Here is a 25,165-nt window from a genome sequence, read left to right on the forward strand (position 1 = left end):
CTTCGGTGGTGTGTTTAGCCCCGTTACATTTTCGGCGCAGAGTCACTCGACCAGTGAGCTATTACGCACTCTTTCAATGGTGGCTGCTTCTAAGCCAACATCCTGGTTGTCTGTGCAACTCCACATCCTTTCCCACTTAACACACACTTGGGGACCTTAGCTGATGGTCTGGGCTGTTTCCCTTTTGACAATGGATCTTAGCACTCACTGTCTGACTCCCGGCAAGAAGTTAATGGCATTCGGAGTTTGACTGAGCTTGGTAACCCTTGCGGGCCCCGCACCCAATCAGTGCTCTACCTCCACCACTCCATTCACCGAGGCTAGCCCTAAAGCTATTTCGGGGAGAACCAGCTATCTCCGAGTTCGATTGGAATTTCTCCGCTACCCCCACCTCATCCCCGTATTTTTCAACATACGTGGGTTCGGGCCTCCAGTGCGTGTTACCGCACCTTCACCCTGGACAGGGGTAGATCACACGGTTTCGGGTCTACGTCCACATACTAAATCGCCCTATTCAGACTCGCTTTCGCTGCGGCTCCGGCTTCTCACCTTAACCTTGCATGTTAAACGTAACTCGCCGGTTCATTCTACAAAAGGCACGCCATCACCCCTAAAACGGGCTCTGACTTTTTGTAAGCACACGGTTTCAGGTTCTATTTCACTCCCCTTCCGGGGTGCTTTTCACCTTTCCCTCACGGTACTGTTTCACTATCGGTCGCCAGGTAGTATTTAGCCTTAGCAGATGGTCCTGCTGGATTCATACGGGGTTTCACGTGCCCCGCACTACTCGGGATCCGTCTCGGAGAGAACACAGTTTAGGTTACAGGGCTTTTACCTCTATCGCGGGCCTTTCCAGACCTCTTCACCTACCATATTCCTTTGTAACTCCATGTGAGACGTCCCACAACCCCAAGGGGCAAGCCCCTTGGTTTAGGCTGTTCCGCGTTCGCTCGCCGCTACTGACGGAATCACTATTGTTTTCTCTTCCTCAGGGTACTTAGATGTTTCAGTTCCCCTGGTCTGCCTCTACACACCCTATGTATTCAGATGTGAGTAACTGCGAATTACCACAGCTGGGTTTCCCCATTCGGACACCCCCGGATCAAAGCTTGCTTACAGCTCCCCGAGGCAGTTTCGTTGTTCGCCACGTCCTTCGTCGGCTCCTGGCGCCTAGGCATCCTCCGTGTGCTCTTATTAGCTTAACCAATGCGTTCTCCCGAAGGAAAATCGCCAGCATCGCTATAATTGAAACTTGTTTACACAAGTTCAGCTTAAAGGAATATTCTAAAACGCAAATTCGTTTCGGTATCCAGTTTTCAAGGATCAAGGTACTGCTGAGAGCTTAAACTCTCAAAACTGACCAACGAGTGAGTAACAGGCCTAAACCTGAGTTTTGGAAGCTGAGCTTCCGATTTGAATGTTTCCGTTGCAGGAAACGATTCTCCATAGAAAGGAGGTGATCCAGCCGCACCTTCCGATACGGCTACCTTGTTACGACTTCACCCCAATCATCTACCCCACCTTCGGCGGCTGGCTCCCTTGCGGGTTACCCCACCGACTTCGGGTGTTGTAAACTCTCGTGGTGTGACGGGCGGTGTGTACAAGACCCGGGAACGTATTCACCGCGGCATGCTGATCCGCGATTACTAGCAATTCCGACTTCATGCAGGCGAGTTGCAGCCTGCAATCCGAACTGAGACCGGCTTTGCTGGGATTGGCTCCACCTCGCGGTTTCGCTTCCCGTTGTACCGGCCATTGTAGTACGTGTGTAGCCCAGGTCATAAGGGGCATGATGATTTGACGTCATCCCCACCTTCCTCCGGTTTGTCACCGGCAGTCACTCTAGAGTGCCCAGCCTTACCTGCTGGCAACTAAAGTCAAGGGTTGCGCTCGTTGCGGGACTTAACCCAACATCTCACGACACGAGCTGACGACAACCATGCACCACCTGTCTCCTCTGTCCCGAAGGCCGCCTCTATCTCTAGAGGATTCAGAGGGATGTCAAGACCTGGTAAGGTTCTTCGCGTTGCTTCGAATTAAACCACATACTCCACTGCTTGTGCGGGTCCCCGTCAATTCCTTTGAGTTTCAGTCTTGCGACCGTACTCCCCAGGCGGAGTGCTTACTGTGTTAACTTCGGCACCAAGGGTATCGAAACCCCTAACACCTAGCACTCATCGTTTACGGCGTGGACTACCAGGGTATCTAATCCTGTTTGCTCCCCACGCTTTCGCGCCTCAGCGTCAGTTACAGCCCAGAAAGTCGCCTTCGCCACTGGTGTTCCTCCACATATCTACGCATTTCACCGCTACACGTGGAATTCCACTTTCCTCTTCTGTACTCAAGCCATCCAGTTTCCAGTGCGACCCCAGGTTGAGCCCAAGGTTTAAACACCAGACTTAAATAGCCGCCTGCGCGCGCTTTACGCCCAATAATTCCGGACAACGCTTGCCCCCTACGTATTACCGCGGCTGCTGGCACGTAGTTAGCCGGGGCTTTCTTCTCAGGTACCGTCACTCCGGTAGCAGTTACTCTACCGGACGTTCTTCCCTGGCAACAGAGCTTTACGATCCGAAAACCTTCATCACTCACGCGGCGTTGCTCCGTCAGGCTTTCGCCCATTGCGGAAGATTCCCTACTGCTGCCTCCCGTAGGAGTCTGGGCCGTGTCTCAGTCCCAGTGTGGCCGTTCACCCTCTCAGGTCGGCTACGCATCGTCGCCTTGGTGAGCCGTTACCTCACCAACTAGCTAATGCGCCGCAGGCCCATCCCTTAGTAGCAGATTGCTCCGCCTTTCATCCTTTCCTCATGAGAGAAAAGGAATTATCCGGTATTAGCTACCGTTTCCGGTAGTTATCCCAGTCTAAGGGGTAGGTTGCCTACGTGTTACTCACCCGTCCGCCGCTAAGCTTACCCCGAAGGATAAGCTCCGCTCGACTTGCATGTATTAGGCACGCCGCCAGCGTTCGTCCTGAGCCAGGATCAAACTCTCCAAATTGGTATTTAGAAAGAGCGATTGCTCATTTTGAAACATCTGACGAGAATTTGCATTCTCTAATTTTGGATCTCACCGAAGTGATTTCCGATACTCACTCGTTGTTCAGTTTTCAAAGATCAAATTCTCTTTTTTTCGTTGTCGTTGCTTGTCAGCAGCGACCTTTATAATATATCATGCAGCCCTCGTTTTTGTCAACATCTTTTTTTGATTTCTTTTTTTCGTTGATCATCGTTTGCTTTTCAGCTTTACGATGTGTCGGAGGGACGAGTTATAATTTAACACAGTATTAACACAGGAGTCAACTCTAAATATTGCCAATGGTTATCTGCCCATTCTGGTTAAGGGCAAATAAAAAAAGAGAGCGAACATCCTCTCCTTATCTTGGCCTATTAAGCTTAATTAATTCCCTGGTGAGCTGCTATATATTTATAGTGTGTATCGAACCGTATGCCCTTCAGAAGCATCATCCGCCCAAGAGGTGATTTCCCTAATCAGGGAACGGGATACCATCTTACGAAGCACGAGCGGCAATTCGGCTCCAAGCGGGCTAAGACCTGAATGCTGCAGCAGTTCTTTGATACTCCATGACTCATTGCGGCTCCCGAGAATATCCAGCAGCATAGTACAACAGTCAGACATCTTCGACATAATTGCAAACTCACAGGCAAGCAGAATGAGCTCTACTCTTTGCTCAAGCGTTTCGGTGCTGACCGTCAGCTCTTCATAGAGCTTGTGAACGGAGGTATTCAGGCTTTTAACCTGCTCCCAAACTGCCGGATCGGGAAAACACCCCGCTTCACTGACTTCAATCCGGGCCCAATGATACAAAGCTATAAGTACACAGTTGTATGCATCCATGGTAAAGCCTGCTTCACTGTAACGCTTGGATTTCACATACATATGCAGGAAGCGGGCAAATTCCATAAATAAGACCCGTTCCTTGAGCGGTCCCTGGAATTGTGTGATCTCCCGGCGCATCTCTCCCAAAATCCCTTTGGGGTCCCAAATAACTTCTCCAGCTATAAGGCTGGTAAGGAGTTCATTATTATCACCCGCCATCACAGCCCGCTCCAAAGCAGATATACCGACGTGTACAGACTGTGTTCGTCTCTCACCGGCTATGGTATGGGTTATAACCCGTTCTTTCTCTTGTTCCTCGTGCAGCATCAATACCACCATATCAAAATCGTGGAGCAGCGCGCTCTGAAACGGAGCATTGCCCTTCTGCCGCAAAGCTACGGCCCCCAGAACATTCTCATCGAACGTTTCTCCACTCAATAGGGTCAAATTGGATAGTTCCATACTTCCCTCCATCAAATTTGGCGATTTTGCGTCCAGTCAGTTATAATTCTCTTAAATATTAATATTCTACATATTCATGGCAGTTCCTTCTGGACGTCCGAACTATATTTTAGTTAGGAGCAAATACTCATGAAGATGAAATCGGCTAAAATCAATGCTTTTCGCACTTGGGGATTACTGCTCACCATGCTTGGAATGGGCCTCATGATTCTTGGAACGGCCGGAATTGTATTCTGGGGCTCAGCAGGTAAAGTATTTGCTGCGGTAGGACTCGTTATCGGTCTGATTTCGATGATGGCCAGTCTGGCAATATACTTTTGGGCAGGTATGCTGTCTACGAGTGCGGTTCAGCTGGAATGCCCGGAATGCCACAAGCTGACCAAGATGCTGGGCAAAACTGACCGCTGCATGTTCTGCCACACCATCCTCACCCGCGATCCGGCACAGGCAACCATTACAGCAGAGCAGTTAGAGAGCCAGCAGCAATAATGAATCAGCATTATGCAAGTCCATCTTCAATATTATCTTCTCCTCCGCTGAAGAATCGCTGAATACCAAAAACAAGGGGCTCCGTTTCAGGAGCCCCTTGTTTTTTTTGAGAAACCCTATTTACTAATCTCCTGCAAAGCCTCCCACGCCTCAAGTGTCCCAAAGCTGCGGGTCCAGGATGCTACTCCCCCAAGTCCAAACGACTTAGCGAGCTCAACTCTCGATTTCAGGGACACCTTATCCTCAATCCAAATTTTGTGAAGCGCACCGTCTTCCTTGTATTCGACATAGTTCTGGCCAGAGTCATTGTCAAACTTAGGCGTCAGTTTTTTCTCGGACAGAATCTCCTGAACGGAAGACATGCCGACAGCCTTAGAGCTGACTTTCGTCTCTCCCTTTTCCGTGGTCTCTGTCCAGATGCGGGTATACAGCGGAACACCGAGAATCAGCTTCTCAGCCGGCACCTTATCTTCATCAAGAATGCGGCTTATAGAGCTCTCCACCCAAGGCAAAGATGCTACAGAGCCTGCTGTGGGGCTGGATGCCCAATGCTCGTCATAAGCCATTACAATGAGAAAGTCCGCTACCGAACCAAGCGCCTTCCGGTCCAGGAACAATGACCACATTTCACTGTTAGACTTGGGTGTGACGTCTATGGAGACAATCAGGTTTTTGGCCTGGGCCATCGGCTTCAGCTCCCGCATAAACTGCGTGACATTCTCTCCATCCTTCGTATAAACGTTCTCGAAATCAATATTTATCCCGTCCAGATCATACAGATCTGCATATTCCAGCATCTGAACGATTGTAGTCATCCGTTTCTCATAGGTTGATAACGCCTGCGTGGTAAGATCCGCCTCGAAACTGTTGCTCAGCAGTCCCCACACCTCCATACCTTGCTTGTGAGCCCATTGCACATAGGCACTATCCGCCTGGCTGCGTACATTACCCTTCACGTCTACAATCCGGAACCAGGTCGGGCTGACAACGTTAACTCCAGGCAGTTCACCGAAATTTGCAGGGTTAGGCTTGCGCTCATATACGGCCTCCCAGAACATGTTCACTGGTTTCCCTTTCCAGCTGCGCTCTGCACGGGAAGGCTCAGATACCTTCTGTTCCACTGTCTTCTGCCCGTCTGCTGTAATGTCGCCAGCCTTCACATACCCGGTATAACCGCTGCTCATCTGCACATACAGCCAGTCCTTATTATCCGCATTCCAGATTCTGACGATTGTTCGGGGGGCCATATCCGCAATAATTGGAGCGTGAATTGACGCTTCACTGCGCAGCGCCTTCGTCCGGCCGCCCTCCTCGCCTTTAACTGTGCCAAGCGGTACACTTTCTCCGGCAGTCATCAGCAGAACAGCACCTGTACTAGTATCTTCCTCAATTTCAAAGCCATACAATTCCTCAAGGGTATCGGCCGGAAGGTACGTCACTCCATCCTTTTCTTCAGGAGCAAGCCGGAGCTGGATCGGCTCATTATTCAGACTCGCGGAGGTTGAATCCTCTTGCATATACAGCAGGTCATTATCCGTAGAGAGAATAACCGACTTGCTGGCTTCCTCATACCGGATCGCCGAATCAACATATTTTTGTAAAAGGGGAAGCGGTAAAAGCAGACCGTCACCGGTCCCTGCGGCAGAATAGCCGGTTAGTTCACCCTTAACGAACACAGGCTTCTCAAGGCTTTTCCAATCCGGATCGATATGCGCACGGTTTGGCAGTACATAAAAAACAATCCAATAGGCGGCTGCGGCAATAATAACAAGCCCTAATAAACGGCGAAAGCGGCTTCCGCGCTTGTTAATGCGTCCCTGTCTCTGTCTGCTATCCAAAATATTTATCCTCCAAAACTATCAATTAAATTTAAGTGCAGGTAGTCAATCTTAAGTATACGTTATGTTCATCCTTTTGGTTGCGCTAATCTGCTGGAAGTCCAGGCATTAAATGGCCTCAGTACTCAATAAAAAAACGTGTGGCTTCCGTCACCGGATTCCGCACGTCATAAATTTTGCCTATTAAGCTATGCTACTCTTGGTCCCTCAATGCCGTTTCTCGCTGCAGCATTTACAAACCCCGTACAATTCTAAGCGTAATCCATGAATTTTGAAGCCTGTTGCCTGTTCGGCAGAATGCTCAACCTCATGGAGTGAAGAATAACTGAAATCTTCGATTTTACCGCATTCTTGGCAGATGACATGGTAATGATCGGACACATTGGCATCAAAACGGCTGGAATTATCACCGTAGGTTAACTCGCGTACCATACCGGCTTCCATGAACATTTTCAGGTTATTATACACTGTCGCCACACTCATGCTCGGAAACTGCGGCTCAAGCGCACGGTAAATATCGTCTGCCGTAGGATGATTCAACGCTTCCATCAGATACGTAAGAATCGCATGACGCTGGGGTGTAATACGGACACCGGTAGTCTTCAATTGTTCCAATGCATGTTGCACGCCACTACCCATCAATTCCACCACCTCTAAATTAAATACCATAATAAAATAACTATACTGCAATTGTAGAACCCGGATTTGAATGTTGTCAACGTGCCAAGTACATTATATTGATTATTATATAATAAAAATTACTTTTTTCAATATTTCCTCACATTTAGGTTGCTGTTCCCTTCAACATGCAGCTTAAACTCGCCGGTCCCTACTTCGCCGGAAATTGTCTTTTTGTCGATGGTAAGCTCAGGGAAGTCCGTGTTAATATCCCCGTAGCCGCTTGATCCGTCTACTTTGTAATTGCCTGCCTGGGGCAGATACAGATCAATGTCTCCCACCGCGCTGTACACATCCCAGTCCCCGCCAAAAAACTCGGAGCGGATAGTAACTTTGCCGTTCAGCGATTCGGCGTGCAGCTTCGCTCTTGCACCGTCAATCTCCAGATTGCCGTTCTTGCTGGCAAGATTCACTTCATCTCCGCTGCCTGTTACCGAGATATTGCCTACAGCCGTAGACAGCTTCAGAGCACCTGTAACATCCCAGGCATTCATCTTTCCGCCGCTGGTGGTCAAATCCACACTTCCCTGCACTGTCCGGGCACGAACCGCACCGTTCAGTGTTTTCCCCTTCACATTCCCGAATATACGGTGCAGAATGAGCTCTCCGTTCCCTGTCTCTAGCAGAATATCCTCGATTGCTTCCACGTTCTGCAGAGTGATGCCGCCATTCATCGTCCGGACATCCAGATTAAAGCGGCGGTCCTCCGGAAGCGAAATCTCAAGGTCCATCCGCGGCTGCCGTTTGCCGGAGTCACCATAGGTTTTATATTGAGGGGTGATTTTTATGGTTGGCCCCTCGGTTACTTCTACGAAGGATTGCTCCGATATCGCTTCAGCCTGCGCTCCTTCCAGCTGGTCCACCCATACAGTAGATGTAATCTCGATATCTTCTACCGGGGCGCGATGAATGAGAATATCGCCATTGATGCCATCAACAGCGATTTTGGAGGTGCTCAGCTCGACGGGTATAATCAGCGGAGCTTTTTCAAACCGGCTGCCTTTGGCTTCGCCGTAATCTACTGCCGACACAGTCAGATTCATGCTGACCCGGTTCCATAAATGAAGGTAATGCTCTTGTTCCGCTACGATAAATACGCTGGCACCCAGTATAACTGCCGACAGCAACCCCCGCAGATCCATTCTGGCCCTTGGACCTTTGGGCACAGAACCTCTGCGGCGTGCTAAAAAGGAAATGAGCAGATACTCCACACCCCATAACACAGGGATCAACGGCCACCATTTTAACAGCAGCAGCATGTTATCCGTATCATTCCGCCAATCCAGCAGCAGGAGTACCCCCACCACTGTGAGCAGCATAGCTGCAGTATATCTGCCGACACGCCGGGGGCGCCGTTCATTGCTTTTGCGGATAATCAGCCCTTTAGCAATTTCGCGTGCTCCCAGCCACAACCCCCCACATATCAAAAGTCCCGCAATTACTTCACTCGCGTACATCTCGATGAATTGCTGCAGCCAGACCGGTTTTTGCCGGAAAAGGAACATCAGCGCCCCGCCAAACAGCAGCATGAGTCCAAAAGAAATACCCGGCTCGCTGATAAGGGCACGATGCCTAGAAGGTTTAGTTGTTGTTATTGGCAGTTCAGGATCGGTCTCCTCAGGGAAGCGAAGAATCCGGTCTACCGATTGCAGCACATCATACACATTATAGAAATAAATGACAGGAATCAGCAGGGCCAGTAAAATAAGCAGCGGCACATTAATCTGCATGCCAATGGATGAGAAATACAGCATCGCCGCGATGTCCAGCAGTATGATGAAGATGAAAGAAATCCCTTTGCGGAGAAGCCCGAAATAGAGATGTCCGGTTCCGGGAATCAGAGCCGCCAGCAGCCCGGCAATAAATTTGCGCTTGCGGGTGCGCTTTTTCTGGCGCGGAGGTATTATAGGGGGATTGGGCACCATGACGGATTCATCCTTCTGCTCGGAACTCATCTCGGGAGTCCTCCTTCCATAAAGTTTATGTTGTTTCCTGTTCAAAGCTTACCACTCCGATAAAATTCGATCAGCTCTACGCCCGGAGCCACTTCCTCAACACCGGCAGGAATAAACCCATGCTTCGTATAGAGTGTAACGGCCGGAGTATTAAGCTTGCCCGTAGATACAATGAACTGTGCCATCCGGGAGTAATGTTCAAAAATAAATTCCAGCAGGCCTCCGGCCACCCCCTTGCGGAAATGATCCGGATGTACCATCATCCGGGTTACCGTCAATTTGCCAGGTGACTCTTCCAATACAGCAACAGCGCCCATCAGATCACCACTGTCGTCAAAGCAGCCGTAGAACTCTTCTGTAGATCCTGCCAGCATGTCTCTCGTCTCCAGCAGCGGCGGAATCTCGTTAAAGCCTATCAGCTCAGCTTCCAGCCGGTAGGCCTTGTGCTGCAAGCTCCAGAGCTCGCTTAATGTGAAGGCATCCTGCAGGTCCAGCTTAATTATTGTATCCATCCGTACAGTCCCCTTATATGCTGTTCAGGGCCTGCCGTTGCCGACAAGCCCTGAACTTTTAGATCCTATAATAAATTACCCAAAAACCGGGTCTAGCTGTTAAGCACTTCAGCCAGCAGCGTATTCACCAGACCCGGATTAGCTTTACCTTTACTCTCTTTCATTACCTGTCCTACCAGGAATCCGATCGCCTTCTGTTTACCCGCTTTGTAGTCCTCTACGGATTGCGGATTCGCAGCGACGACATCTTCAACGATTTTTTTGATTGCACCTTCGTCGCTGATCTGCACCAGGCCCTTTTCCTCAACGATCACGGCAGGCAGCTTTCCGCTTTCCAGCATTTCTTTGAACACGGTTTTGGCAATCTTGCTGCTGATGGTGCCGCCTGAAATCAGGTTAATCATCTCACCTAATCCCTGCGGAGTGATTTTCACCTGCGGCAATTCAAGGTTATTGCTGTTCAAGTAGCCAAGCAAATCGCCCATCATCCAGTTGGCAACTGCTTTGGCGTCCTTGGTATAGGCTAGACTGCCCTCAAAGAAATCAGCCAGCAGCTTGGAGGATGTCAGTACGCCAGCATCATAGGCAGTAAGTCCGAATTCCTCACTGTAGCGGGCCTGCCGCGCATCAGGCAGTTCCGGAATCGTCTGACGGATCGATTCTTTCCAGGCATCGTCAATGTGCAGCACAATCAGATCCGGGTCAGGGAAGTAGCGGTAGTCATGGGCTTCTTCCTTGCCGCGCATGGACAGGGTTTTGCCCTGGGCTTCATCCCAGCGGCGGGTCTCCTGCACCACAACACCGCCGTCGTCAAGGATTTCTCCCTGGCGGAACTGTTCATATTCGAGGCCGCGAAGCACACCGCGGAAGGAGTTCATATTCTTCAGCTCGGCACGGATGCCGAATTCCTCCTGACCCTCAGGACGCAGGCTGATGTTGGCGTCGCAGCGCATCGAGCCTTCCTCCATCTTCACATCGGACACATCGCAGTACTGCATGATTGCGCGGATTTTCTCCAAATAAGCACGGGCCTCTTCAGGCGAGCGCAGATCAGGCTCGGAGACGATTTCAATCAGAGGTGTTCCTACACGGTTGAAATCGACGAGCGACGCAAAGCCGCCGTCCACGTGGGTCAGCTTACCGGCATCTTCCTCCAGATGAAGACGGGTAATGCCAATCCGCTTCGTTTCACCGTTCACTTCAATATCGATCCAGCCGTTCAAACCGATAGGCTGGTCGTACTGTGAAATCTGGTAAGCTTTGGGCGAATCGGGGTAAAAATAGTTCTTGCGGTCAAACTTGCTGACGTCCCCGATCGTGCAGTTCAGCGCCATCGCCGCTTTCATTGCGTATTCCACAGCCTGGCGGTTAAGTACCGGCAGTACACCGGGATGCCCGAGACAAACCGGACAGGTATGGGTATTGGGCGGAGCACCGAATTCCGTGGAGCAGCCGCAAAAGATTTTGGACTTGGTATGAAGCTCCACATGAACTTCCAGCCCGATGACCGTTTCGTATTTAGACATAAATGATCTCATCCCTTAAAAGTTTTGTGAGCCAAAAACGCTTATCCGGCGGGAATTACAGCTGTGGGCGCTCTTTATGATAGTCTGTATTTTGTTCAAAGGCATGCGCAACACGCAGCACGGTGCTCTCGTCAAATTCCTTGCCGATAATCTGCAGGCCGACAGGCAGTCCTCCGGCAAAGCCGCAAGGAATGCTGACCGCAGGAATACCTGCGAGATTGACAGGAATGGTCAGAATATCGTTCAAATACATCGTCAGCGGATCTTCCGTCTGAGAGCCCAGCTTAAAGGCAGTCGTCGGAGCCGTCGGCCCGATAATCACATCATACTTTTTAAAGACCTCATCGAAGTCCTGCTTAATCAAGGTACGCACCTTCTGCGCCTTAAGATAATAAGCATCATAATATCCGGAGCTCAGCGCATAGGTTCCCAGCATGATCCGGCGCTTCACCTCAGGCCCGAAGCCGCGGCTGCGGGAATTGTGGTACAAATCAAGCAGACCGCCGCCTTCATCGACGCGGACGCCATAACGGACACCGTCGAACCGGGCCAGGTTGGAGGAAGCTTCCGAAGAAGCAAGCAGATAATACGTTGCTACCGCATATTCTGTATGCGGCAGAGAGACTTCTTCCCAGACGGCGCCAAGGCCTTCCAGCACCTTCAGTGCGGAGAGTACCGTCTCGCGGACAGATGCATCAACGCCTTCACCGATGTACTCTTTCGGCACCCCGATGCGCAGTCCGGAAACGTCACCGGTCAGTGCGCTGAGATAGTCGGGAATATCAACTTTGGCCGAAGTGGAATCCTGGGCGTCATATCCCGCGATCGCTTGCAGCACATAAGCGGAATCCTCAACGTTACGGGTAAGCGGGCCAATCTGGTCCAGTGAGGAGGCAAAGGCAACCAGGCCATAGCGTGATACCAGCCCGTAAGTCGGCTTAAGGCCAACCACTCCGCAGTACGAAGCGGGCTGGCGGATCGAACCGCCGGTATCCGAACCAAGCGCAAACAATACCTCCCCGGCAGCTACCGCAGCTGCTGAGCCGCCGCTGGAACCGCCTGGAACATGCTCCAGATTCCACGGGTTACGCACAGCCGCATAGGCGGAGTTCTCATTGGAGCCGCCCATGGCAAACTCGTCCATATTCAGCTTGCCGATCGTTACCGCATCCGCCTGGCGCAGCTTGGAAACAACGGTTGCATCATAAATCGGCTGGAAATTATCTAGAAACTTACTGGCACAGGTAGTGCGCAGCCCTTTGGTGACAATGTTGTCCTTGATCCCGGCAGGAAGTCCAAACAGCAGGCCGCGCGCTGCACCGGAAGCCAGCTTGTCATCCAGCGCCCGCGCTGACTGGCGTGCCCCCTCCTCATTTAGCGTTAGAAATGCGTGCACTTTACCGTCACGCTCTGAGATGGCGGCCAGCGATTGTTCGGTCAGCTCACTGACGGAAAGTTCTTTGCTGTGCAGCATGTTATGTAGTTCAGGCAATCGATATTGAAACAGGCTCAACATTCTTCCTCCTTTCGGTATAGTTATTCCAGTACAGCGGGAACTTTGAAATGTCCGTCTTCGTCTTCCGGCGCGTTAAGCAGAGCTTCTTCCTGGGACAGGCTCTCTTTCACGATATCATCACGCATAACATTGCTGACCTGCAGCACATGCGTGGTGGGCTTCACATTCTCCGTATCGAGCTCATTCAATTTCTCAGCATATTGTAATATAGCATTCATTTGTTCAGTAAAAGTAGCCTCTTCTTCCGGGCTTAGTTGCAGTCTGGCCAGCTTGGCCACATGCTGCACATCTTTGACAGTAATGCTCATAAGGAATATCCCTCCTGTTTAAAGGGCTAAAGCGCCCGGATAACGTTTTTAATTATATTGTAGAAGCCTGGACAATTCAATGCGCTTGTCATTTCATAAGGCTATCCTAGCAGAACAGCCCCACCAAAGTGGGGCTGTGTCCATGCTGCTCATTACTTCTATAATTAGCATCCTATGATTTCTGTTTAAACAAGAAGAAACGGCTTTGCCGTCCTGTTCAGGACGGTATCCGTTTCTGCGAGAAATAGAAGGATAATTTATTAAGTAAAACATATTAATTCTTACATTTCAAAAAAGCCGGCTTTCGCCGGCCTCCCTTAAATCCAAGCACGAAGATTCACCTGTTTGATGAATTCTGCCTGGGACAAACCTTCTTTGGGCGCTGTTTCCGCTTCTTCCGTTTCCGCATCCTCGCCGTTCATTAGATGATGAAACAGCTTCTCATTGTGCGTCGACAAAGCATAATCGATCAACGCCTCGTGCGTAGCTCTCTCCGCTTCCGCCACCAGCAATTGTTCTTCCGCCTCAATATCCTCAGCGGTAACGTAAAAATTTCTGTTGGCCTGAGGGACACGGATGACGTAATCAAATGCATTGTCTGGATTGCGGTCATAAGCAATCAGGTAGCCGTAGTCTCCGATAGGAAGACTCTGTTCAAAAGCATCCGCAACAATGACAATCTTCTCTCCTAACCGCAGCATCGTCCTACCTCCTGCTTCAAAATCTATCAAGGTTCTACTTGTTTCAACAGTCTACTAAAAAAAGCTAGAGCTGTCCAGCAGCAGGAGGGATGTTTAATGAAAATTCACAAATATTTTCTGAAAACGAGCGGGAGCACTCGTTAACAGCCACAAATTCAGCGTTATTCTATCAGTCAGGCAATTTATTCCTGCCCATTAGCATTGCAGCCCCGGCTATACAAGCAAGAATCAGCAGTACGGCTGACAGTACCGGTCCAAGCCAGGCAACACTGCCTTCCGTTAGCTGTCCGGCTGATAAATCAGGCAAAGCCGCCGGCAGCCAGTCAAAGTCCGACGGGAGCAGGCTGTAGAGCAGTGACATTACCGCTGCGGACAGGAGCGCAAGAAAGGCAGCGGCCGGCCCGCGCATAAAAGCACTGAAGAGCAGGGTTAATGAAACAGCACTAAGCAGCCATAAACTGTAAAGGCCCGTAGCTGCCAGACAATCACTTACAGAAAGTGAACCCATTAGCTGTACGGTATAGTAGCCTGCTGCTGCGGCACCAAGTCCTAGAGCAATGAAGAGCACGGTTAAATGTGCCGCCCATTTGGCAAGAATAATCACCGCCGGAGCGATCGGCTTGACCATTAGCAACTCAGCCGAGCCGCTGCTCCGTTCCCCGGCCAGACTGTTCATGGCAGCCAGCGCAAGCACCAGCATGCCGATGGTCCCGTACTGTCCAAGCGCCTGTGCCATCACTGCTGCAGCACCCGGCATTTCATAGCCTTCCAGCATTCCGGGCGGCATATCTCCTGATGCCTTAAGAATATCCGGAAGGTAATACGTAGTAAGCGGCTGCATAATGCCCAGAATAATGAACACTACCGGGATCCATACCAGCCGGTAGCTTCGGAGCGACTCCAGCATTTCCTTCGAGTAAAGCGTCCAGAACTTCCTCATGATCCCACCACTTTCATAAACAGATCCTCCAGTGTAGAGGATCCGGCTTCAAAATGCAGCAGCGGAATGTTAAGGCCGGCCGCCTCCTGCAGTATGGTCCGGCGCGCCAATGCAACGTCAGCGACATTAAAGACGGCATTTCCTCCTGATATTTGCGACGCTTGAATAAACGGCTTCAGGGCAAGACTCTCCAGCCACCCGGCAGCTGCACTTCCAGTCTCCACAGACAACCGGATCACTGGCAGGCTGTATTGCAGGCGGAGCTGTGACAGTTCTCCCTGCACTGCGATCGTACCCTGATTCATCAAAATAACGTTATTGCATATTTCTTCGGCATCGTGCAGCACATGAGTAGAGAAAATAACGGTGGTCTCCCCGCGGATTTCCCGCAGCAGCTCCATCACTTCCCTGCGGCCGATCGGATCAAGCGCCGAGACTGGCTCATCAAGCAGCAATAGCTTGGGCCTGTGAACCAGCGCCTGTGCCAGGCCCAGACGCTGCTTCATCCCTCCGGAGTAGCCGCCAATGCGCCGGCGGCCAGCAGCGGCAAGGCCTACCCTCTCCAGGGCTGCAGCAGATACCTTAGCCGCCTCCCGGGAAGGAATGCCGCTCAGCTTGGCCGCGAAGACCACGTATTCCAGCCCGCTCATCCAGCGGTACATAGCCGGTGATTGCGGCAAATATCCAAGCTCCTTACGGTAATCGGTTCCCGGCGGACTGCCGTTAAAAGAAATCTGACCCGCGGAAGGCGGCAGAAGCCCGGCAAGCATCCGCAGCGTTGTTGTCTTTCCCGCACCATTCGGACCCAGCAGGGCAACACATTGCCCCGCTTCGATTTCAAAGCTGATATTGTCTACTGAGCGTTGCTTGCCGTAGCTCTTGCTTAATCCTGTCACTTCAAGCAGCGTCATCAGCTTTCCTTCCTTCCAATTGTAAAATACGCTATGCTGCCCAGAAGGTTGCCGAAGAGCAATAGGAGCACCCATAGCCACTTTGGCCCCCGGACCTGTTCCGCCTTAGCCAGAGAAAACAGTCCGATAATTGCCAGCAGAGCCTGTAAAGCCACCAGCGGCCAAATCAACCCCCAGTTCACCTCGTCCATGATTCATACCTCCAAAACTCCTTATTGTATTCCGCTAAGCTAGTTAAGACTGCCAGGTCAGCGCTTCTGACCCGTTCTCCATCGGTCCGGCAAAATGACAACCAGCAGATACACTATTATCGGAGTAGGCGCCCCGGTCAGCCCCCACAGACCCCAAAACCACGCCATCTTTCCTTTATCCCGCTTACGCGCATCGCGGAAAAGCCAGGTTCCCTGCAGCAGCAGCACAGCCGCGATACAAGCCCACAGCCAATAAGGCACGTCCTGCAGCTCCTTCACTGTTCCCCATCCTCCCGTCGCAGTCTGAACCGTGTTACTGCATAACCGCCGAGTGCAGCTAGGGGGAAGGCTGCCTGGAGTATCCAATAGATTACAGGTGCATTGCCCAGAACAGTCAAGATTATCATGAGCAGGAACAATGCCACAAACCAAAACAGCAGCAGCTCCTTACGGCTCTGACGGCGCCGGCGAAGGGCTTCCGCGGCAAGAAACTGCTCCACTGCCGGCAAGGATGGCGGGGAGATATCGTCATACTGCGCATCCAGGCGTTCAAGCCCGGCTGACAGCTTATTCAGCAGTTCCTGATCTATATCATTTCTCATCCTCTTTCAGCTCCTTTCGCAGTTGATGAAGACCTGCAGACACACGCGATTTAACAGTGCCGGCAGCAGTCTCAACAATAATGCCAATCTCCTCATAGCTATAGCCGTAATAATGTTTCAGCAATACAGCAACCCTCTGGGGTAATGGCAGCCTGGAAAGCGCATCAAGCACTTCACTCCACTCCATATTGCGGCTCTCAAACCGCCAGCGGATGGCTGCCGCACCCTGCTCCTGGCGGAACCACTGCGTCTCCCGCTTCCAGCGCCGTTTCCGGTCAATATATAACCGGGTAGCAATCGTGATCAGCCAGGAGGAGAACGAAGAGGACCCGTTATAAGTACCGATCTTCTCCATGCAGCGCACCATGGTATCCTGGGCAAGCTCTTCCGCCAGAGAGGGATCCATAGTAGCTTTAATTAAATATTTGAACAAGAAGGTATAATGTTCCCGCAGCAGCTCAGCCAGCGCCGAAGCATCGCCCTGCTGCGCCCGCTTGATCAACTCCAGCGTCCCGTCGCTCATTGGCCCCTACATTCCCTTCTTCATTCATTCACTTCTGTAATACGAACAGGTACAGCAAATCGTTCATTCACGGTCCAGATAATTTTGCAGCTCCCACAATCTGCGCCGCCAAGGCTGAATACTCCCGTGTCCGCCGGGAAACCTCCAGAAATACAATCTGCTCCGTATCTTCTCTCCGCCTGAAGCATCATTAACAGCCGGGGGATAAAATACGATATCTCCGGCGCTCTCTCCCGTTGTTTTCTGCTGTCCCTTATCCAGACGATAGTATATATCGTTCTTCAATGCTCTGCCTCCCATGCGAAATAAACCTGTATATAAACAAAAAAAGAACGCAAACCGGGATTAATTTCCGCAGTCTGCGTGCTTCGCGAGGTAAATGTTACATTTAATTAACAGTATTGTAGCAACTTTGTATCTTTCTGTCCATCTCTATTTTCCCGCTTTTTGTCGCATAGTATAGAATTGCATCACTGCGCAGGCACATACGGGTTGTTCTGCCGCTCGAAACCGATGGTCGTCCGCGGGCCGTGTCCCGGGTATACCTTCACTTCTTCGTCCAGGCGGTAGAGCTTTCCGCGGATGGAATCGATCAGATCCCGCTCCCGGCCCCCGGGCAGATCTGTGCGTCCTACACCGAGCTTAAACAGGACATCCCCGGAAAACAGGTCATTCCCGCACAGGAAGCTGACGCTTCCCGGCGAATGGCCCGGGGTGTGAAATACACGGAAGGTGAGTCCGAGCAGTTTCAGGGTTTGACCCTCTGCAAGGTCATATTCCGCCGGTGCTGTACTTATCGGAGGTGAGGCATCCGGCCACATCAGTGAACCGTTCAGCTTGGGGCTGCCGAGCCATTCACTCTCCAAGGCATGTAAGTATACCGGGCAATTCTTCGCTTTACGGATTTGATCGACACCGCCGATATGGTCAAAGTGGGCATGCGTCAGCAGGATCGCTTCGATTTCCATACCTTCTGTAGCACGCACAAGCGCAGCCGGATTCATGCCGGGGTCGACAATCACGCCGCGCTGCGGATCAGCTCCGGTTAACAGATAGGCATTGGTCTGGAGCGGTCCCAGATTATAGGAACGAATATTCAGCATACAGATCAGAAGCCGGAAATCAGGCTGCGCAGCTCTTTGGCAATAACTGCGTGTGACTCCGTTCCTTCCCCGTAGGCCTGCCCCATTGCCTTGCGTACTTCCGCGATTTTGCTCTCATAGTCGGCTGCTTCCCTGTCCGGGTTCTCCTGTTTAAACGTGCGCATCAGTGACTGCACATGTTCCGGACGGGGCCCCCAGTGACCCAGAACATAACCGCCGGTATCAGCAAAAATGACAACAGGCACGGATCTTCCGCCCATGGTCAGAAAATCATCCATAACTTCCTGGTTTTCTTCCAGAATCAGCACTTCAGTCTTGATGCCCGCGGTCTCCAGAATCCGGAACACGACCGGCACATTGCGCACAACATCCCCGCACCAGTCTGCAGCCAGAATAAGCACGCGCAGGTCATCGCGGTGGTTCAGGCTCTCGAAATATTCACGGTCTTCCCCGTTGTCCCAGGCAAATTTCTCGTACCAGGATTCAAAGGCCTGCTGATTTTTGGTCATGCTCTCTACGAACTGGCGCGGAGTCAGGCCCTTACCGAATTTATGAGCTACATTCTGTTTCATACTGCACTACCTTTCTTTTTGGATTTGTACCATTTGAACAGGAAGTATACAACGATAATAGCAATTGCGGCCAGAATCAGCTCATGGGTATATTTAGCGGCGACCTCATCAATCGTCTCCCATTTATCGCCAAGGGTATAGCCCAAATAAACAAAGAGGGTGCTCCACGGTATTACTGCAAGTGTTGTGAGCAAGGTGAATTTACCCAGCGGCATGCGTGAAATTCCGGCAGGCACAGAGATGGCGTGGCGGACAACCGGAATAAAGCGCGCGGTAAAGATGACACCAGTGCCGTACTTTTTGAACCATTCCTCGGAATGGTCGATATGTTTTTTCTTGATAAAAATGTACTTGCCGTACTTCTCCAGTACAGGCCTTCCGCCATAACGGCCGATCCAGTATACAAAAATCTGGGCAATTACTCCGCCAACCGTACCAAAAAGAATCGCTCCAAAAAAATTAATATCGCCTTGTGAAACCAGATAGCCGCCGTACGCGAGCACAATTTCACTCGGAATCACTTCAATCATCAGCCCGATCATAATCCCAAAATAGCCAAGACTTTGAATCCATTCAAACAAATGCGAGATCAGATCAGAAATAAAGTGCATATGCAGCTCCTCCTCCCGTTTTATACAGAGTCTATCCGGCTGAGAACCCGGCCTTCCTCTGCTCTATGTACCCAGCTTCTCCTAGCCTATTCTAGCATATGCAGGCTTACGACTTCTACTTGAGGCCAAGCTGCGGCGGCCGCCTGGGTCTGAGTCTATAAATATAAAGCTGAGCAGCACCGATCAAGGATTGTAATCGCGGAAAATAATGGGCCAGATTCCTTGTCCGGATACGGCTCTTTTGACCAAACGCATCCAGGTATTGACAGTTGATAAATTCAATGCGATTATACATTTAGATAATTATTTAAATATCGAAAGGTTGGATAGAGAATGAACGAATCTTTCAAGGCGCTCGCTGATCCAACCCGAAGACAGATTATCCGGCTGCTGCGAGAAAAGGACCGGACCGCCGGAGAAATCGCCGACTATTTTCAGATGACCAAGCCCAGCATCTCGCATCACCTCAATGCCCTGAAGCATGCGGGTCTGGTACAGGATGAGCGCAAGGGACAGTTTATTGTGTATTCGCTCGATACGACTGTGCTTGAAGAGGTGCTCGGATGGTTCCTGGAATTAACCGGCACAGGGAAAAACAGTTCTGACAAGGAGGACTAGTATTATGAAGGATTTCAAATGGAAATGGCAGGACACGCTGATTGTAATTTTCGGAGGGCTCGCACTGGGCTATGCACTGATCAATTACAGCAAACTGCCCGCTCAGCTTCCTTCCCAGTTCAGCATCACCGGAGAGGTCAACTCCTACTGGCCCAAAGGCTCGATCATTGCACTCGGGGCATTTATGGGCCTTATTTTCCCTATTGCTATGCAGTTCATCCGCCGGATTGATCCCAAGAGAGAAAACTACAGTAAATTTGAAGATGCTTATAAAATGATCCGCCTGGCTGTAGGAGTACTGTTCGATGCCGTCCTGGTGCTTTCTGTAGCCAAGGGCCTGGATGAGCATTTTGCGGCAGGTAAAATAGCTATCGCGGCTATCGGAGTATTATTTATAGCACTCGGCAATTACATGCCGCAGATTAAAGATAACTATTTCACAGGCATCCGGACACCGTGGACGCTCGCAAGTCCTGAGGTGTGGCGGAAGACCCACCGGTTCTCCGGGTATATGTGGACGATCGGCGGAGTGCTGATTGCGCTTGGCGCTTTTATGCCGAAGACCCTGTCTATCAGCCTGATTATCACTGCCCTGCTGATCGCGACGATCATTCCCTATGTTTACTCCTGGCTCATTGCCCGGCAGATGAAGGTATAAGCCGGGTTAAAACGAATGCCGCAGACAGCTGCTTGCTCGCGTAAACCGCTGCAAGCAGCTCCTTCAGCTCCATATTCAGCATATCCGCCGACTCGTTAAATTCGAACCGGCGGTCATTGTGCTGCCTGCCTTTACTACGCTCCTGTAATGCCAGCAGACGGTATTGCCTCAGCAGCTCCAGCCCGGCAGAAGCGCTGGCTGCAGCTCGCTGCTGATCCCCCTTTAACAGATTCCGCCGCCCCAGCTCCAGCATGCCTTCTGCCGCTTTTGCCTGCTTGGCAGCATTAAAGCTGTCAAGCTGCAAGCTTCTCCGCACCCAGTACAGCGCCTTCCCGGGATCATCGCCTGTCATATACGACCCCGCCAGTGCCCAATGTAAACCAGGGTTCTCCGGAGCATAAATCAGACTGCTCCGCAGCAGATCTATTCCCTGCTCTCCCGGAAGCAGCCGCGCGAGACTCACAGCAGCCTTGGGATCGCACGGATTCCATGCAAGGGATTCCCGCAGCAGCGTTATCTGAGCCGCAGGCTCAGCGGTCCGGACTGCCTGACTATACAATCTTTCGCCCATCATCATCTGAAAGGAAAGCCAACTGAACGCCAGACAAATACAGATTAGGATTAGCCGCACCCCCGCCCGCTTCGCCCCCATGAAGCCGCGGATATGAGACCGGCGGTTAAAGGCTGGTTGTACGCGGACAGGCGGTGTTTCAGAGGCCGCGGTTACGCGCTGCCGGGATTCGGCATGCGCCATCGCCAGCAGCAAAAACAGCAGCAGCCAGCTCAGGCCGTAGCTCCAGTCGAAATCGGCCGCGGCATGCAGGACGATCACCAGCAGCGGAGGCAGCAGCCTTGGGGCGTTCCTGCCGGTCATCCAGACCGCTGCCAGCAGCAAGAGCAGCAGAACGGCAACACCGGCAATTCCGAGGTTCAACAGGAAGTCGAGATAACCGCTATGCACCTGGCTGCCCACATAGGGGCGGGACTGGGCGGCGAGGTACGCGCTGTGCCACGTCTCGCCCCCCTGCCCCAGCCAGGGCGCTTCCCCCGCGAGCTTCCAGGCATCGCGGTACATCAGTCCGCGAGCACTGACCGTCGAGGACGGTCCGCTGATCCGCTCGCGCAGCTGGCCGAGGACGGCGGTGCCCGCCGCCGTCCAGAGCGCCGCCGCCAGCAGCAGCAGCGCGGCCCGGATCCCGCCTGCCGCACGCCGGCTGCGGCGGCACAGCCACAGGCCGGCCAGCAGCGCGCCGGCCCAGAACCCGGCCAGCAGCAGCAGGCCGGGCAAGGGCTCTACCGCCAGCCCGGTGCGGGCCAGCTGGCGGTAGAGCAGCGCCGCGGCGGCTACGGGCGCGGCGCCGGCGGCAAGAAGCGGCGCGGCCAGCCGCCGCTTCCAGAGCAGGGCTGCGGCGGCCGCGCAGGCCGCAGCGAGCAACGCGCCGCGCGACTCGCTGAGCAGCAGCGCGGCGGCGTACGGGAACAGAGGCAGCATACGCAGCGGCTGCCTCGCGGCACGGAACGCGCGGTGTTCACCGCGCGCGTGATGCCGCGCAGCGGCATCACCGGAGGCGAGCGCAAACATCCGCTCCAGCAGAAAAACTGCCATCACGGCGCCAAAGGCGTTCGGGTACTGGAGCAGCCCGCCCAGTCTGGCCCCCGTCGCACTGATTTCCGGCGATGCCGTATGGGCAACAGCAAAGCGAAGCGGCAGTCCGCCGCATACAGCCAGCAGAGCACTGAGGCTGAACGTTATTCCCAGCCCGTGCCAGACTACTGTTAGCAGCCGGGATCCCCAGCGGGTACCCGCGCACAAAAAAGCAAAAAAGGCAAAGCTGGCATAGAGTCCCCAGCGCAGCAGCTCATTGACAGTGCCTTGCACGGATAAGGGGCTGTGCAACAAATGAAGAGCATACAGCACAACAATCAGCAGCGGGCCACTCAGTACGATTTTCGCCGCGGTCCCGCCGCTTTGGTATCCTCCATTGATATAGATTGAACTTGTAGTTTTTCTATTTTGGGATTGGCTGTGACGACAGAGAATGTATGAACTTCCAGCAACAGCAGCACACAGTACAAACCATACGGCCAGCATTCCATACATCTCCCGGGCAAAAAACATCCCGCGCAGCAGACAAGCCGCCGCTGCGGCCGTTATCACCAGTATCCCGCTCCCCCAAGCCGCAACAACCTGCAGCCGTCCCATTCCCTTATTACTCATCTCATTACTCCCGGATGATCAAGTTGCTAATAAGTATTTCCAGATTCACCCTAAAGCAACAACAAGCGTAGAGAAAACCCTACATACAAACAAACAGGACAGCCGCTCCGGTTGGAGGCATGCTGTCCTGTACGTTTTTATGCGATACTTTCATCAAATCCGCTTAAAGATTACCCGTCCGGCTGTTCCGGCAGCCTCAGCTCTGAGCCGTAGTCTCTGCAGGCAGCAGGTCGGCGCAGACACGTTCAAGGTAAGGCTTGGCCCCGAGAAAATCGCGGAATGCGCTGTATTCGCGCCATTTGGCGGCATTGTCGCCGCCGGTGCTTTTGACGGCACGGATAAGGATGTTCTTCGGGGTATGCTCCATATCGATGAATTCCAGCAGCTGGCTGCGGTAGCCCATAAGGTCCAGCAGTTTGGCCCGGATGGCATCGGTGGCCAGCGCCGAGAAGCGCTCCTTCAGAATTCCATGCGACAGCAGCGGGCTAAGCACTTCATTCTCAATCTGGTTAAACAGCTCATGCTGGCAGCATGGTACAGAGAGGATGACCGAAGCGCCCCAGCGGACTGCTTTTTCCAGAGCAGCGTCCGTGGCAGTATCACAGGCATGCAGAGTTACGACCATATCCACCTGATCCAGCTCATTGTAATCGGCAATATCACCCACCAGGAAGCGCAGCTGGCTGTATCCAAGCTTGGCTGCAAGCTGGCTGCAGTGTTCAATCACATCAGCTTTGAGGTCAAGGCCGACAATATTCAGCTCCCGCCGCTCACGGACAGCCAGATAATGATAGAGCGCAAACGTGAGATAAGATTTGCCGCAGCCAAAATCAACAATCGTCAGCGGCCGTCCGGCCGGCAGATCGGCCAGTACATCCTCAACCATCTCCAGGAAGCGGTTAATCTGGCGGAACTTGTCGTACTTCTTGGCAAGCACCTTGCCTTCGCTGTTCATAATGCCCAGCTCGACCAGGAACGGCACCGGCTCCCCCTCATCCAGCACATACTGTTTCTTGCGGTTATGTGCTAAGTCAGGCGCCTCCTGCTTGCTGGCTGATTTCGTCAGGATCGATACCTTGTATTTTTTGCTGATCAGCACCTGGTAGTCCGCTTCCACGGTACACAGCAGCGCCTGGCGGAATGTTGCCCGCAGCAGCGACATCATTTCTTCGGCAGCTTCCTCCGCAGGGATATTGCGGTGCTCAACCTTCGGTCCGGTATAGTAGGCAAACTGATAATGCAGCTTCCCTTTAAGCTCGACGGGTTTGACCTGCACTTTGGTGTAGGTGACCTCACCTTTGCTGCGCAGCTGACTTAAGGTTGCCGTAATTAAGGTGCGGCTGTTAATCACCTGCACTATTAATGTATTTAAAGATTCCACAGGGTACATCTCACTTTCGCAATTAAAAATGAAGAGCAGGCTCTCCTTAATATCATTATATTATAGCATGCCCGGCGTGCTTAGAGCAGATTCGTCTCCTGCCTAGCGGCAGCGGTGAGCTTCTCCCACTCAGCCTGCCCCTGTCTTACTTCTGCCAGCGGCAGGCCGCCAAGCTCCAAAGCCTCCGGCGCCGTGAGCAGCAGCCGGCCGTAAAGCTCATGCCCTTCTGCCGCAACATCCTCACCCTGCTCCCACAACCGGTACAAACTGTCTTCCGCCTTGGCATAGCGGCCAACAGATTCCAGATACGATAGCAGCAGCCGTTCTGTTTTGACCGGAAGCCGGTAAGCCTCTACTTCATTCAGAAGCTCATCGATTTCCTGCGTCATATGCATTAGATCCCGGTCGGCACCATGAAGGTCAGCGTACAGAAACAGATGCAGTGACCGCATTGACCGGAACAGCGCCGCTTCGGTATTTCCTACTGCCGCATAAATGCCGCCTTCCTCCTTGAGCAGCCGGGCCACACCCTGCAGCTTGTCGGACTCAATGATGCCGCCTAACCGGTACATATCAATAATATCCTCTACGGATAAGGAGTTTAACAGACGGGAGTTCAGGCGGAAATGCCGGCCCAGCAGCTCATCTACTTCCCATAAGGCTTCTGTTGTTTTCTTTTCCTGCTTCAGCGCAAACACTTTGGCCACCATGGCCGTCATATCCTCAATCATCCGGACGATATAATCTCTTCGGAACATCCTGTACACCCTCCCCGAGGCTGCGTCCTGTGCATATTTTCAAAAAAGCCGCAGTTAACAGATTATTAGATTGCTTTAGAATCATCTTAAACCATTCTATCCTTGTGCGCCACCGGGCGTCCCATAGCAAGAAAAGCATCATCGTAAAGAAAATTGAAATCATTGACAGAAAAAGAATACTGCCGATATAATAAGTTTAACCTAACCGATCTGGATTACAGATTGAACTATTATATAGATCGTATAAAACTAATAAA

25 protein-coding genes and 2 rRNA genes (1 of these 27 running past the window's edge) are annotated in these 25,165 nt (G+C 52.1%); 3 read left to right on the forward strand and 24 right to left on the reverse strand.

Annotated elements, in window-relative coordinates:
- The 3 genes from QU597_RS24670 to QU597_RS24680 form a co-directional block, all read right to left on the reverse strand.
- Window positions 1-1,205 (reverse strand): 23S ribosomal RNA (locus QU597_RS24670) (it extends 1,721 nt beyond the left edge of the window).
- A gap of 244 nt (window positions 1,206-1,449) precedes the next feature.
- Window positions 1,450-2,997, reverse strand: a 16S ribosomal RNA gene (locus tag QU597_RS24675).
- Together the 16S and 23S rRNA genes form the textbook arrangement of a ribosomal RNA operon.
- A 426-nt stretch (window positions 2,998-3,423) precedes the next feature.
- Entirely contained in the window at window positions 3,424-4,299 is an 876-nt protein-coding gene (locus QU597_RS24680; RefSeq protein ID WP_310830234.1) for a nucleotidyltransferase-like protein, read from the reverse strand.
- 129 nt (window positions 4,300-4,428) lie between these two features.
- Between QU597_RS24680 and QU597_RS24685 the strand changes: the two genes are divergently transcribed.
- Window positions 4,429-4,788 carry a DUF2614 family zinc ribbon-containing protein gene (locus QU597_RS24685; RefSeq protein WP_310830235.1) on the forward strand — a complete coding sequence of 120 codons (360 nt, stop codon included), beginning with the start codon at window positions 4,429-4,431 and terminating at the stop codon, window positions 4,786-4,788.
- A 116-nt stretch (window positions 4,789-4,904) separates the two neighbouring features.
- Here the strand turns inward: QU597_RS24685 and QU597_RS24690 are convergent, their stop codons facing one another.
- The 18 genes from QU597_RS24690 to uptA all read right to left on the reverse strand — a co-directional run bounded on the left by QU597_RS24690 (window position 4,905) and on the right by uptA (window position 19,275).
- Complete coding sequence (locus tag QU597_RS24690; RefSeq protein ID WP_310830236.1) at window positions 4,905-6,626, reverse strand: glycosyl hydrolase family 18 protein; 1,722 nt, start codon at window positions 6,624-6,626, stop codon at window positions 4,905-4,907.
- A 207-nt stretch (window positions 6,627-6,833) separates the two neighbouring features.
- Complete coding sequence (perR, locus tag QU597_RS24695; protein ID WP_054943413.1) at window positions 6,834-7,265, reverse strand: peroxide-responsive transcriptional repressor PerR; 432 nt, start codon at window positions 7,263-7,265, stop codon at window positions 6,834-6,836.
- Window positions 7,266-7,393: 128 nt separating this feature from the next.
- Window positions 7,394-9,259, reverse strand: a complete 1,866-nt coding sequence (locus tag QU597_RS24700; RefSeq protein WP_310830237.1) for a DUF4097 family beta strand repeat-containing protein — start codon at window positions 9,257-9,259, stop codon at window positions 7,394-7,396.
- 41 nt (window positions 9,260-9,300) lie between these two features.
- Entirely contained in the window at window positions 9,301-9,771 is a 471-nt protein-coding gene (locus QU597_RS24705; protein WP_310830238.1) for a GNAT family N-acetyltransferase, read from the reverse strand.
- A gap of 92 nt (window positions 9,772-9,863) precedes the next feature.
- Window positions 9,864-11,309, reverse strand: a complete 1,446-nt coding sequence (gene gatB / locus QU597_RS24710; RefSeq protein ID WP_310830239.1) for an Asp-tRNA(Asn)/Glu-tRNA(Gln) amidotransferase subunit GatB — start codon at window positions 11,307-11,309, stop codon at window positions 9,864-9,866.
- A 43-nt stretch (window positions 11,310-11,352) separates the two neighbouring features.
- Window positions 11,353-12,810 (reverse strand): Asp-tRNA(Asn)/Glu-tRNA(Gln) amidotransferase subunit GatA, encoded by a 1,458-nt coding sequence (gene gatA, locus QU597_RS24715; protein ID WP_310833409.1) that lies wholly within the window; start codon window positions 12,808-12,810, stop codon window positions 11,353-11,355.
- 23 nt (window positions 12,811-12,833) lie between these two features.
- Entirely contained in the window at window positions 12,834-13,121 is a 288-nt protein-coding gene (gene gatC, locus QU597_RS24720) for an Asp-tRNA(Asn)/Glu-tRNA(Gln) amidotransferase subunit GatC (protein WP_310830240.1), read from the reverse strand.
- Between the two features lie 317 nt (window positions 13,122-13,438).
- Window positions 13,439-13,822 carry an ATPase gene (locus QU597_RS24725; protein ID WP_206102031.1) on the reverse strand — a complete coding sequence of 128 codons (384 nt, stop codon included), beginning with the start codon at window positions 13,820-13,822 and terminating at the stop codon, window positions 13,439-13,441.
- A 169-nt stretch (window positions 13,823-13,991) separates the two neighbouring features.
- Window positions 13,992-14,762, reverse strand: a complete 771-nt coding sequence (locus QU597_RS24730; protein WP_310830241.1) for an ABC transporter permease — start codon at window positions 14,760-14,762, stop codon at window positions 13,992-13,994.
- Window positions 14,759-15,673, reverse strand: a complete 915-nt coding sequence (locus QU597_RS24735) for an ABC transporter ATP-binding protein (protein ID WP_310830242.1) — start codon at window positions 15,671-15,673, stop codon at window positions 14,759-14,761. Before QU597_RS24735 ends, QU597_RS24730 begins: the two co-directional genes overlap by 4 nt.
- The gene (locus QU597_RS24740; RefSeq protein ID WP_310830243.1) at window positions 15,673-15,864 is read right to left on the reverse strand and encodes a PLDc N-terminal domain-containing protein; all 192 of its coding nucleotides are present in this window, start codon (window positions 15,862-15,864) and stop codon (window positions 15,673-15,675) included. Before QU597_RS24740 ends, QU597_RS24735 begins: the two co-directional genes overlap by 1 nt.
- Window positions 15,865-15,921: 57 nt before the next feature.
- Entirely contained in the window at window positions 15,922-16,143 is a 222-nt protein-coding gene (locus QU597_RS24745; RefSeq protein WP_310830244.1) for a hypothetical protein, read from the reverse strand.
- On the reverse strand, window positions 16,140-16,466 hold the full coding sequence (locus QU597_RS24750) for a YxlC family protein (protein ID WP_310830245.1): 327 nt from the start codon (window positions 16,464-16,466) through the stop codon (window positions 16,140-16,142). The genes QU597_RS24745 and QU597_RS24750 overlap by 4 nt, the downstream gene beginning before the upstream one ends.
- Window positions 16,456-16,989, reverse strand: a complete 534-nt coding sequence (gene sigY, locus QU597_RS24755; RefSeq protein ID WP_206102036.1) for an RNA polymerase sigma factor SigY — start codon at window positions 16,987-16,989, stop codon at window positions 16,456-16,458. Before sigY ends, QU597_RS24750 begins: the two co-directional genes overlap by 11 nt.
- Window positions 16,990-17,052: 63 nt before the next feature.
- Entirely contained in the window at window positions 17,053-17,274 is a 222-nt protein-coding gene (locus QU597_RS24760; RefSeq protein WP_310830246.1) for a hypothetical protein, read from the reverse strand.
- Between the two features lie 185 nt (window positions 17,275-17,459).
- A complete protein-coding gene (locus QU597_RS24765) occupies window positions 17,460-18,092 on the reverse strand; it encodes an MBL fold metallo-hydrolase (RefSeq protein ID WP_310830247.1) in 633 nt (210 codons plus the stop codon).
- 5 nt (window positions 18,093-18,097) lie between these two features.
- On the reverse strand, window positions 18,098-18,664 hold the full coding sequence (locus tag QU597_RS24770) for a thioredoxin family protein (protein ID WP_236337004.1): 567 nt from the start codon (window positions 18,662-18,664) through the stop codon (window positions 18,098-18,100).
- On the reverse strand, window positions 18,661-19,275 hold the full coding sequence (gene uptA / locus QU597_RS24775; RefSeq protein WP_310830248.1) for an undecaprenyl phosphate transporter UptA: 615 nt from the start codon (window positions 19,273-19,275) through the stop codon (window positions 18,661-18,663). Before uptA ends, QU597_RS24770 begins: the two co-directional genes overlap by 4 nt.
- A gap of 333 nt (window positions 19,276-19,608) precedes the next feature.
- Between uptA and QU597_RS24780 the strand changes: the two genes are divergently transcribed.
- Together QU597_RS24780 and QU597_RS24785 are read left to right on the forward strand one after the other, a co-directional pair.
- Window positions 19,609-19,893 carry an autorepressor SdpR family transcription factor gene (locus QU597_RS24780; RefSeq protein WP_310830249.1) on the forward strand — a complete coding sequence of 95 codons (285 nt, stop codon included), beginning with the start codon at window positions 19,609-19,611 and terminating at the stop codon, window positions 19,891-19,893.
- A 4-nt stretch (window positions 19,894-19,897) separates the two neighbouring features.
- Window positions 19,898-20,551 (forward strand): SdpI family protein, encoded by a 654-nt coding sequence (locus QU597_RS24785; RefSeq protein ID WP_310830250.1) that lies wholly within the window; start codon window positions 19,898-19,900, stop codon window positions 20,549-20,551.
- Here the strand turns inward: QU597_RS24785 and QU597_RS24790 are convergent.
- The 3 genes from QU597_RS24790 to QU597_RS24800 form a co-directional block, all read right to left on the reverse strand.
- Window positions 20,526-22,769 carry an O-antigen ligase family protein gene (locus QU597_RS24790; RefSeq protein WP_310830251.1) on the reverse strand — a complete coding sequence of 748 codons (2,244 nt, stop codon included), beginning with the start codon at window positions 22,767-22,769 and terminating at the stop codon, window positions 20,526-20,528. The two genes, QU597_RS24785 and QU597_RS24790, sit on opposite strands and share 26 nt — an antisense overlap.
- A gap of 196 nt (window positions 22,770-22,965) precedes the next feature.
- Window positions 22,966-24,159: a class I SAM-dependent methyltransferase gene (locus QU597_RS24795; RefSeq protein WP_310830252.1), complete on the reverse strand. Its 1,194-nt coding sequence runs from the start codon at window positions 24,157-24,159 to the stop codon at window positions 22,966-22,968.
- 71 nt (window positions 24,160-24,230) lie between these two features.
- A complete protein-coding gene (locus QU597_RS24800) occupies window positions 24,231-24,908 on the reverse strand; it encodes a DUF6483 family protein (protein WP_310830253.1) in 678 nt (225 codons plus the stop codon).
- Window positions 24,909-25,165 lie beyond the last annotated feature (257 nt).

Source organism: Paenibacillus pedocola (genome assembly GCF_031599675.1).
In the GTDB taxonomy this organism is placed as follows: Bacteria; Bacillota; Bacilli; order Paenibacillales; family Paenibacillaceae; genus Paenibacillus_AQ; species Paenibacillus_AQ pedocola.

What these genes read in the sequence shown, in the direction of transcription:
- QU597_RS24680 (WP_310830234.1), bottom strand. Translation starts at nt 4,299, where the DNA reads ATGGAACTATCCAATTTGACCCTATTGAGTGGAGAAACGTTCGATGAG.
- QU597_RS24685 (WP_310830235.1), top strand. Translation starts at nt 4,429, where the DNA reads ATGAAGATGAAATCGGCTAAAATCAATGCTTTTCGCACTTGGGGATTA.
- perR (WP_054943413.1), bottom strand. Translation starts at nt 7,265, where the DNA reads ATGGGTAGTGGCGTGCAACATGCATTGGAACAATTGAAGACTACCGGT.
- QU597_RS24700 (WP_310830237.1), bottom strand. Translation starts at nt 9,259, where the DNA reads ATGAGTTCCGAGCAGAAGGATGAATCCGTCATGGTGCCCAATCCCCCT.
- QU597_RS24705 (WP_310830238.1), bottom strand. Translation starts at nt 9,771, where the DNA reads ATGGATACAATAATTAAGCTGGACCTGCAGGATGCCTTCACATTAAGC.
- gatB (WP_310830239.1), bottom strand. Translation starts at nt 11,309, where the DNA reads ATGAGATCATTTATGTCTAAATACGAAACGGTCATCGGGCTGGAAGTT.
- gatC (WP_310830240.1), bottom strand. Translation starts at nt 13,121, where the DNA reads ATGAGCATTACTGTCAAAGATGTGCAGCATGTGGCCAAGCTGGCCAGA.
- QU597_RS24725 (WP_206102031.1), bottom strand. Translation starts at nt 13,822, where the DNA reads ATGCTGCGGTTAGGAGAGAAGATTGTCATTGTTGCGGATGCTTTTGAA.
- QU597_RS24730 (WP_310830241.1), bottom strand. Translation starts at nt 14,762, where the DNA reads ATGAGGAAGTTCTGGACGCTTTACTCGAAGGAAATGCTGGAGTCGCTC.
- QU597_RS24735 (WP_310830242.1), bottom strand. Translation starts at nt 15,673, where the DNA reads ATGACGCTGCTTGAAGTGACAGGATTAAGCAAGAGCTACGGCAAGCAA.
- QU597_RS24740 (WP_310830243.1), bottom strand. Translation starts at nt 15,864, where the DNA reads ATGGACGAGGTGAACTGGGGGTTGATTTGGCCGCTGGTGGCTTTACAG.
- QU597_RS24750 (WP_310830245.1), bottom strand. Translation starts at nt 16,466, where the DNA reads ATGAGAAATGATATAGATCAGGAACTGCTGAATAAGCTGTCAGCCGGG.
- sigY (WP_206102036.1), bottom strand. Translation starts at nt 16,989, where the DNA reads ATGAGCGACGGGACGCTGGAGTTGATCAAGCGGGCGCAGCAGGGCGAT.
- QU597_RS24765 (WP_310830247.1), bottom strand. Translation starts at nt 18,092, where the DNA reads ATGCTGAATATTCGTTCCTATAATCTGGGACCGCTCCAGACCAATGCC.
- QU597_RS24770 (WP_236337004.1), bottom strand. Translation starts at nt 18,664, where the DNA reads ATGAAACAGAATGTAGCTCATAAATTCGGTAAGGGCCTGACTCCGCGC.
- uptA (WP_310830248.1), bottom strand. Translation starts at nt 19,275, where the DNA reads ATGCACTTTATTTCTGATCTGATCTCGCATTTGTTTGAATGGATTCAA.
- QU597_RS24780 (WP_310830249.1), top strand. Translation starts at nt 19,609, where the DNA reads ATGAACGAATCTTTCAAGGCGCTCGCTGATCCAACCCGAAGACAGATT.
- QU597_RS24785 (WP_310830250.1), top strand. Translation starts at nt 19,898, where the DNA reads ATGAAGGATTTCAAATGGAAATGGCAGGACACGCTGATTGTAATTTTC.
- QU597_RS24790 (WP_310830251.1), bottom strand. Translation starts at nt 22,769, where the DNA reads ATGAGTAATAAGGGAATGGGACGGCTGCAGGTTGTTGCGGCTTGGGGG.
- QU597_RS24795 (WP_310830252.1), bottom strand. Translation starts at nt 24,159, where the DNA reads ATGTACCCTGTGGAATCTTTAAATACATTAATAGTGCAGGTGATTAAC.
- QU597_RS24800 (WP_310830253.1), bottom strand. Translation starts at nt 24,908, where the DNA reads ATGTTCCGAAGAGATTATATCGTCCGGATGATTGAGGATATGACGGCC.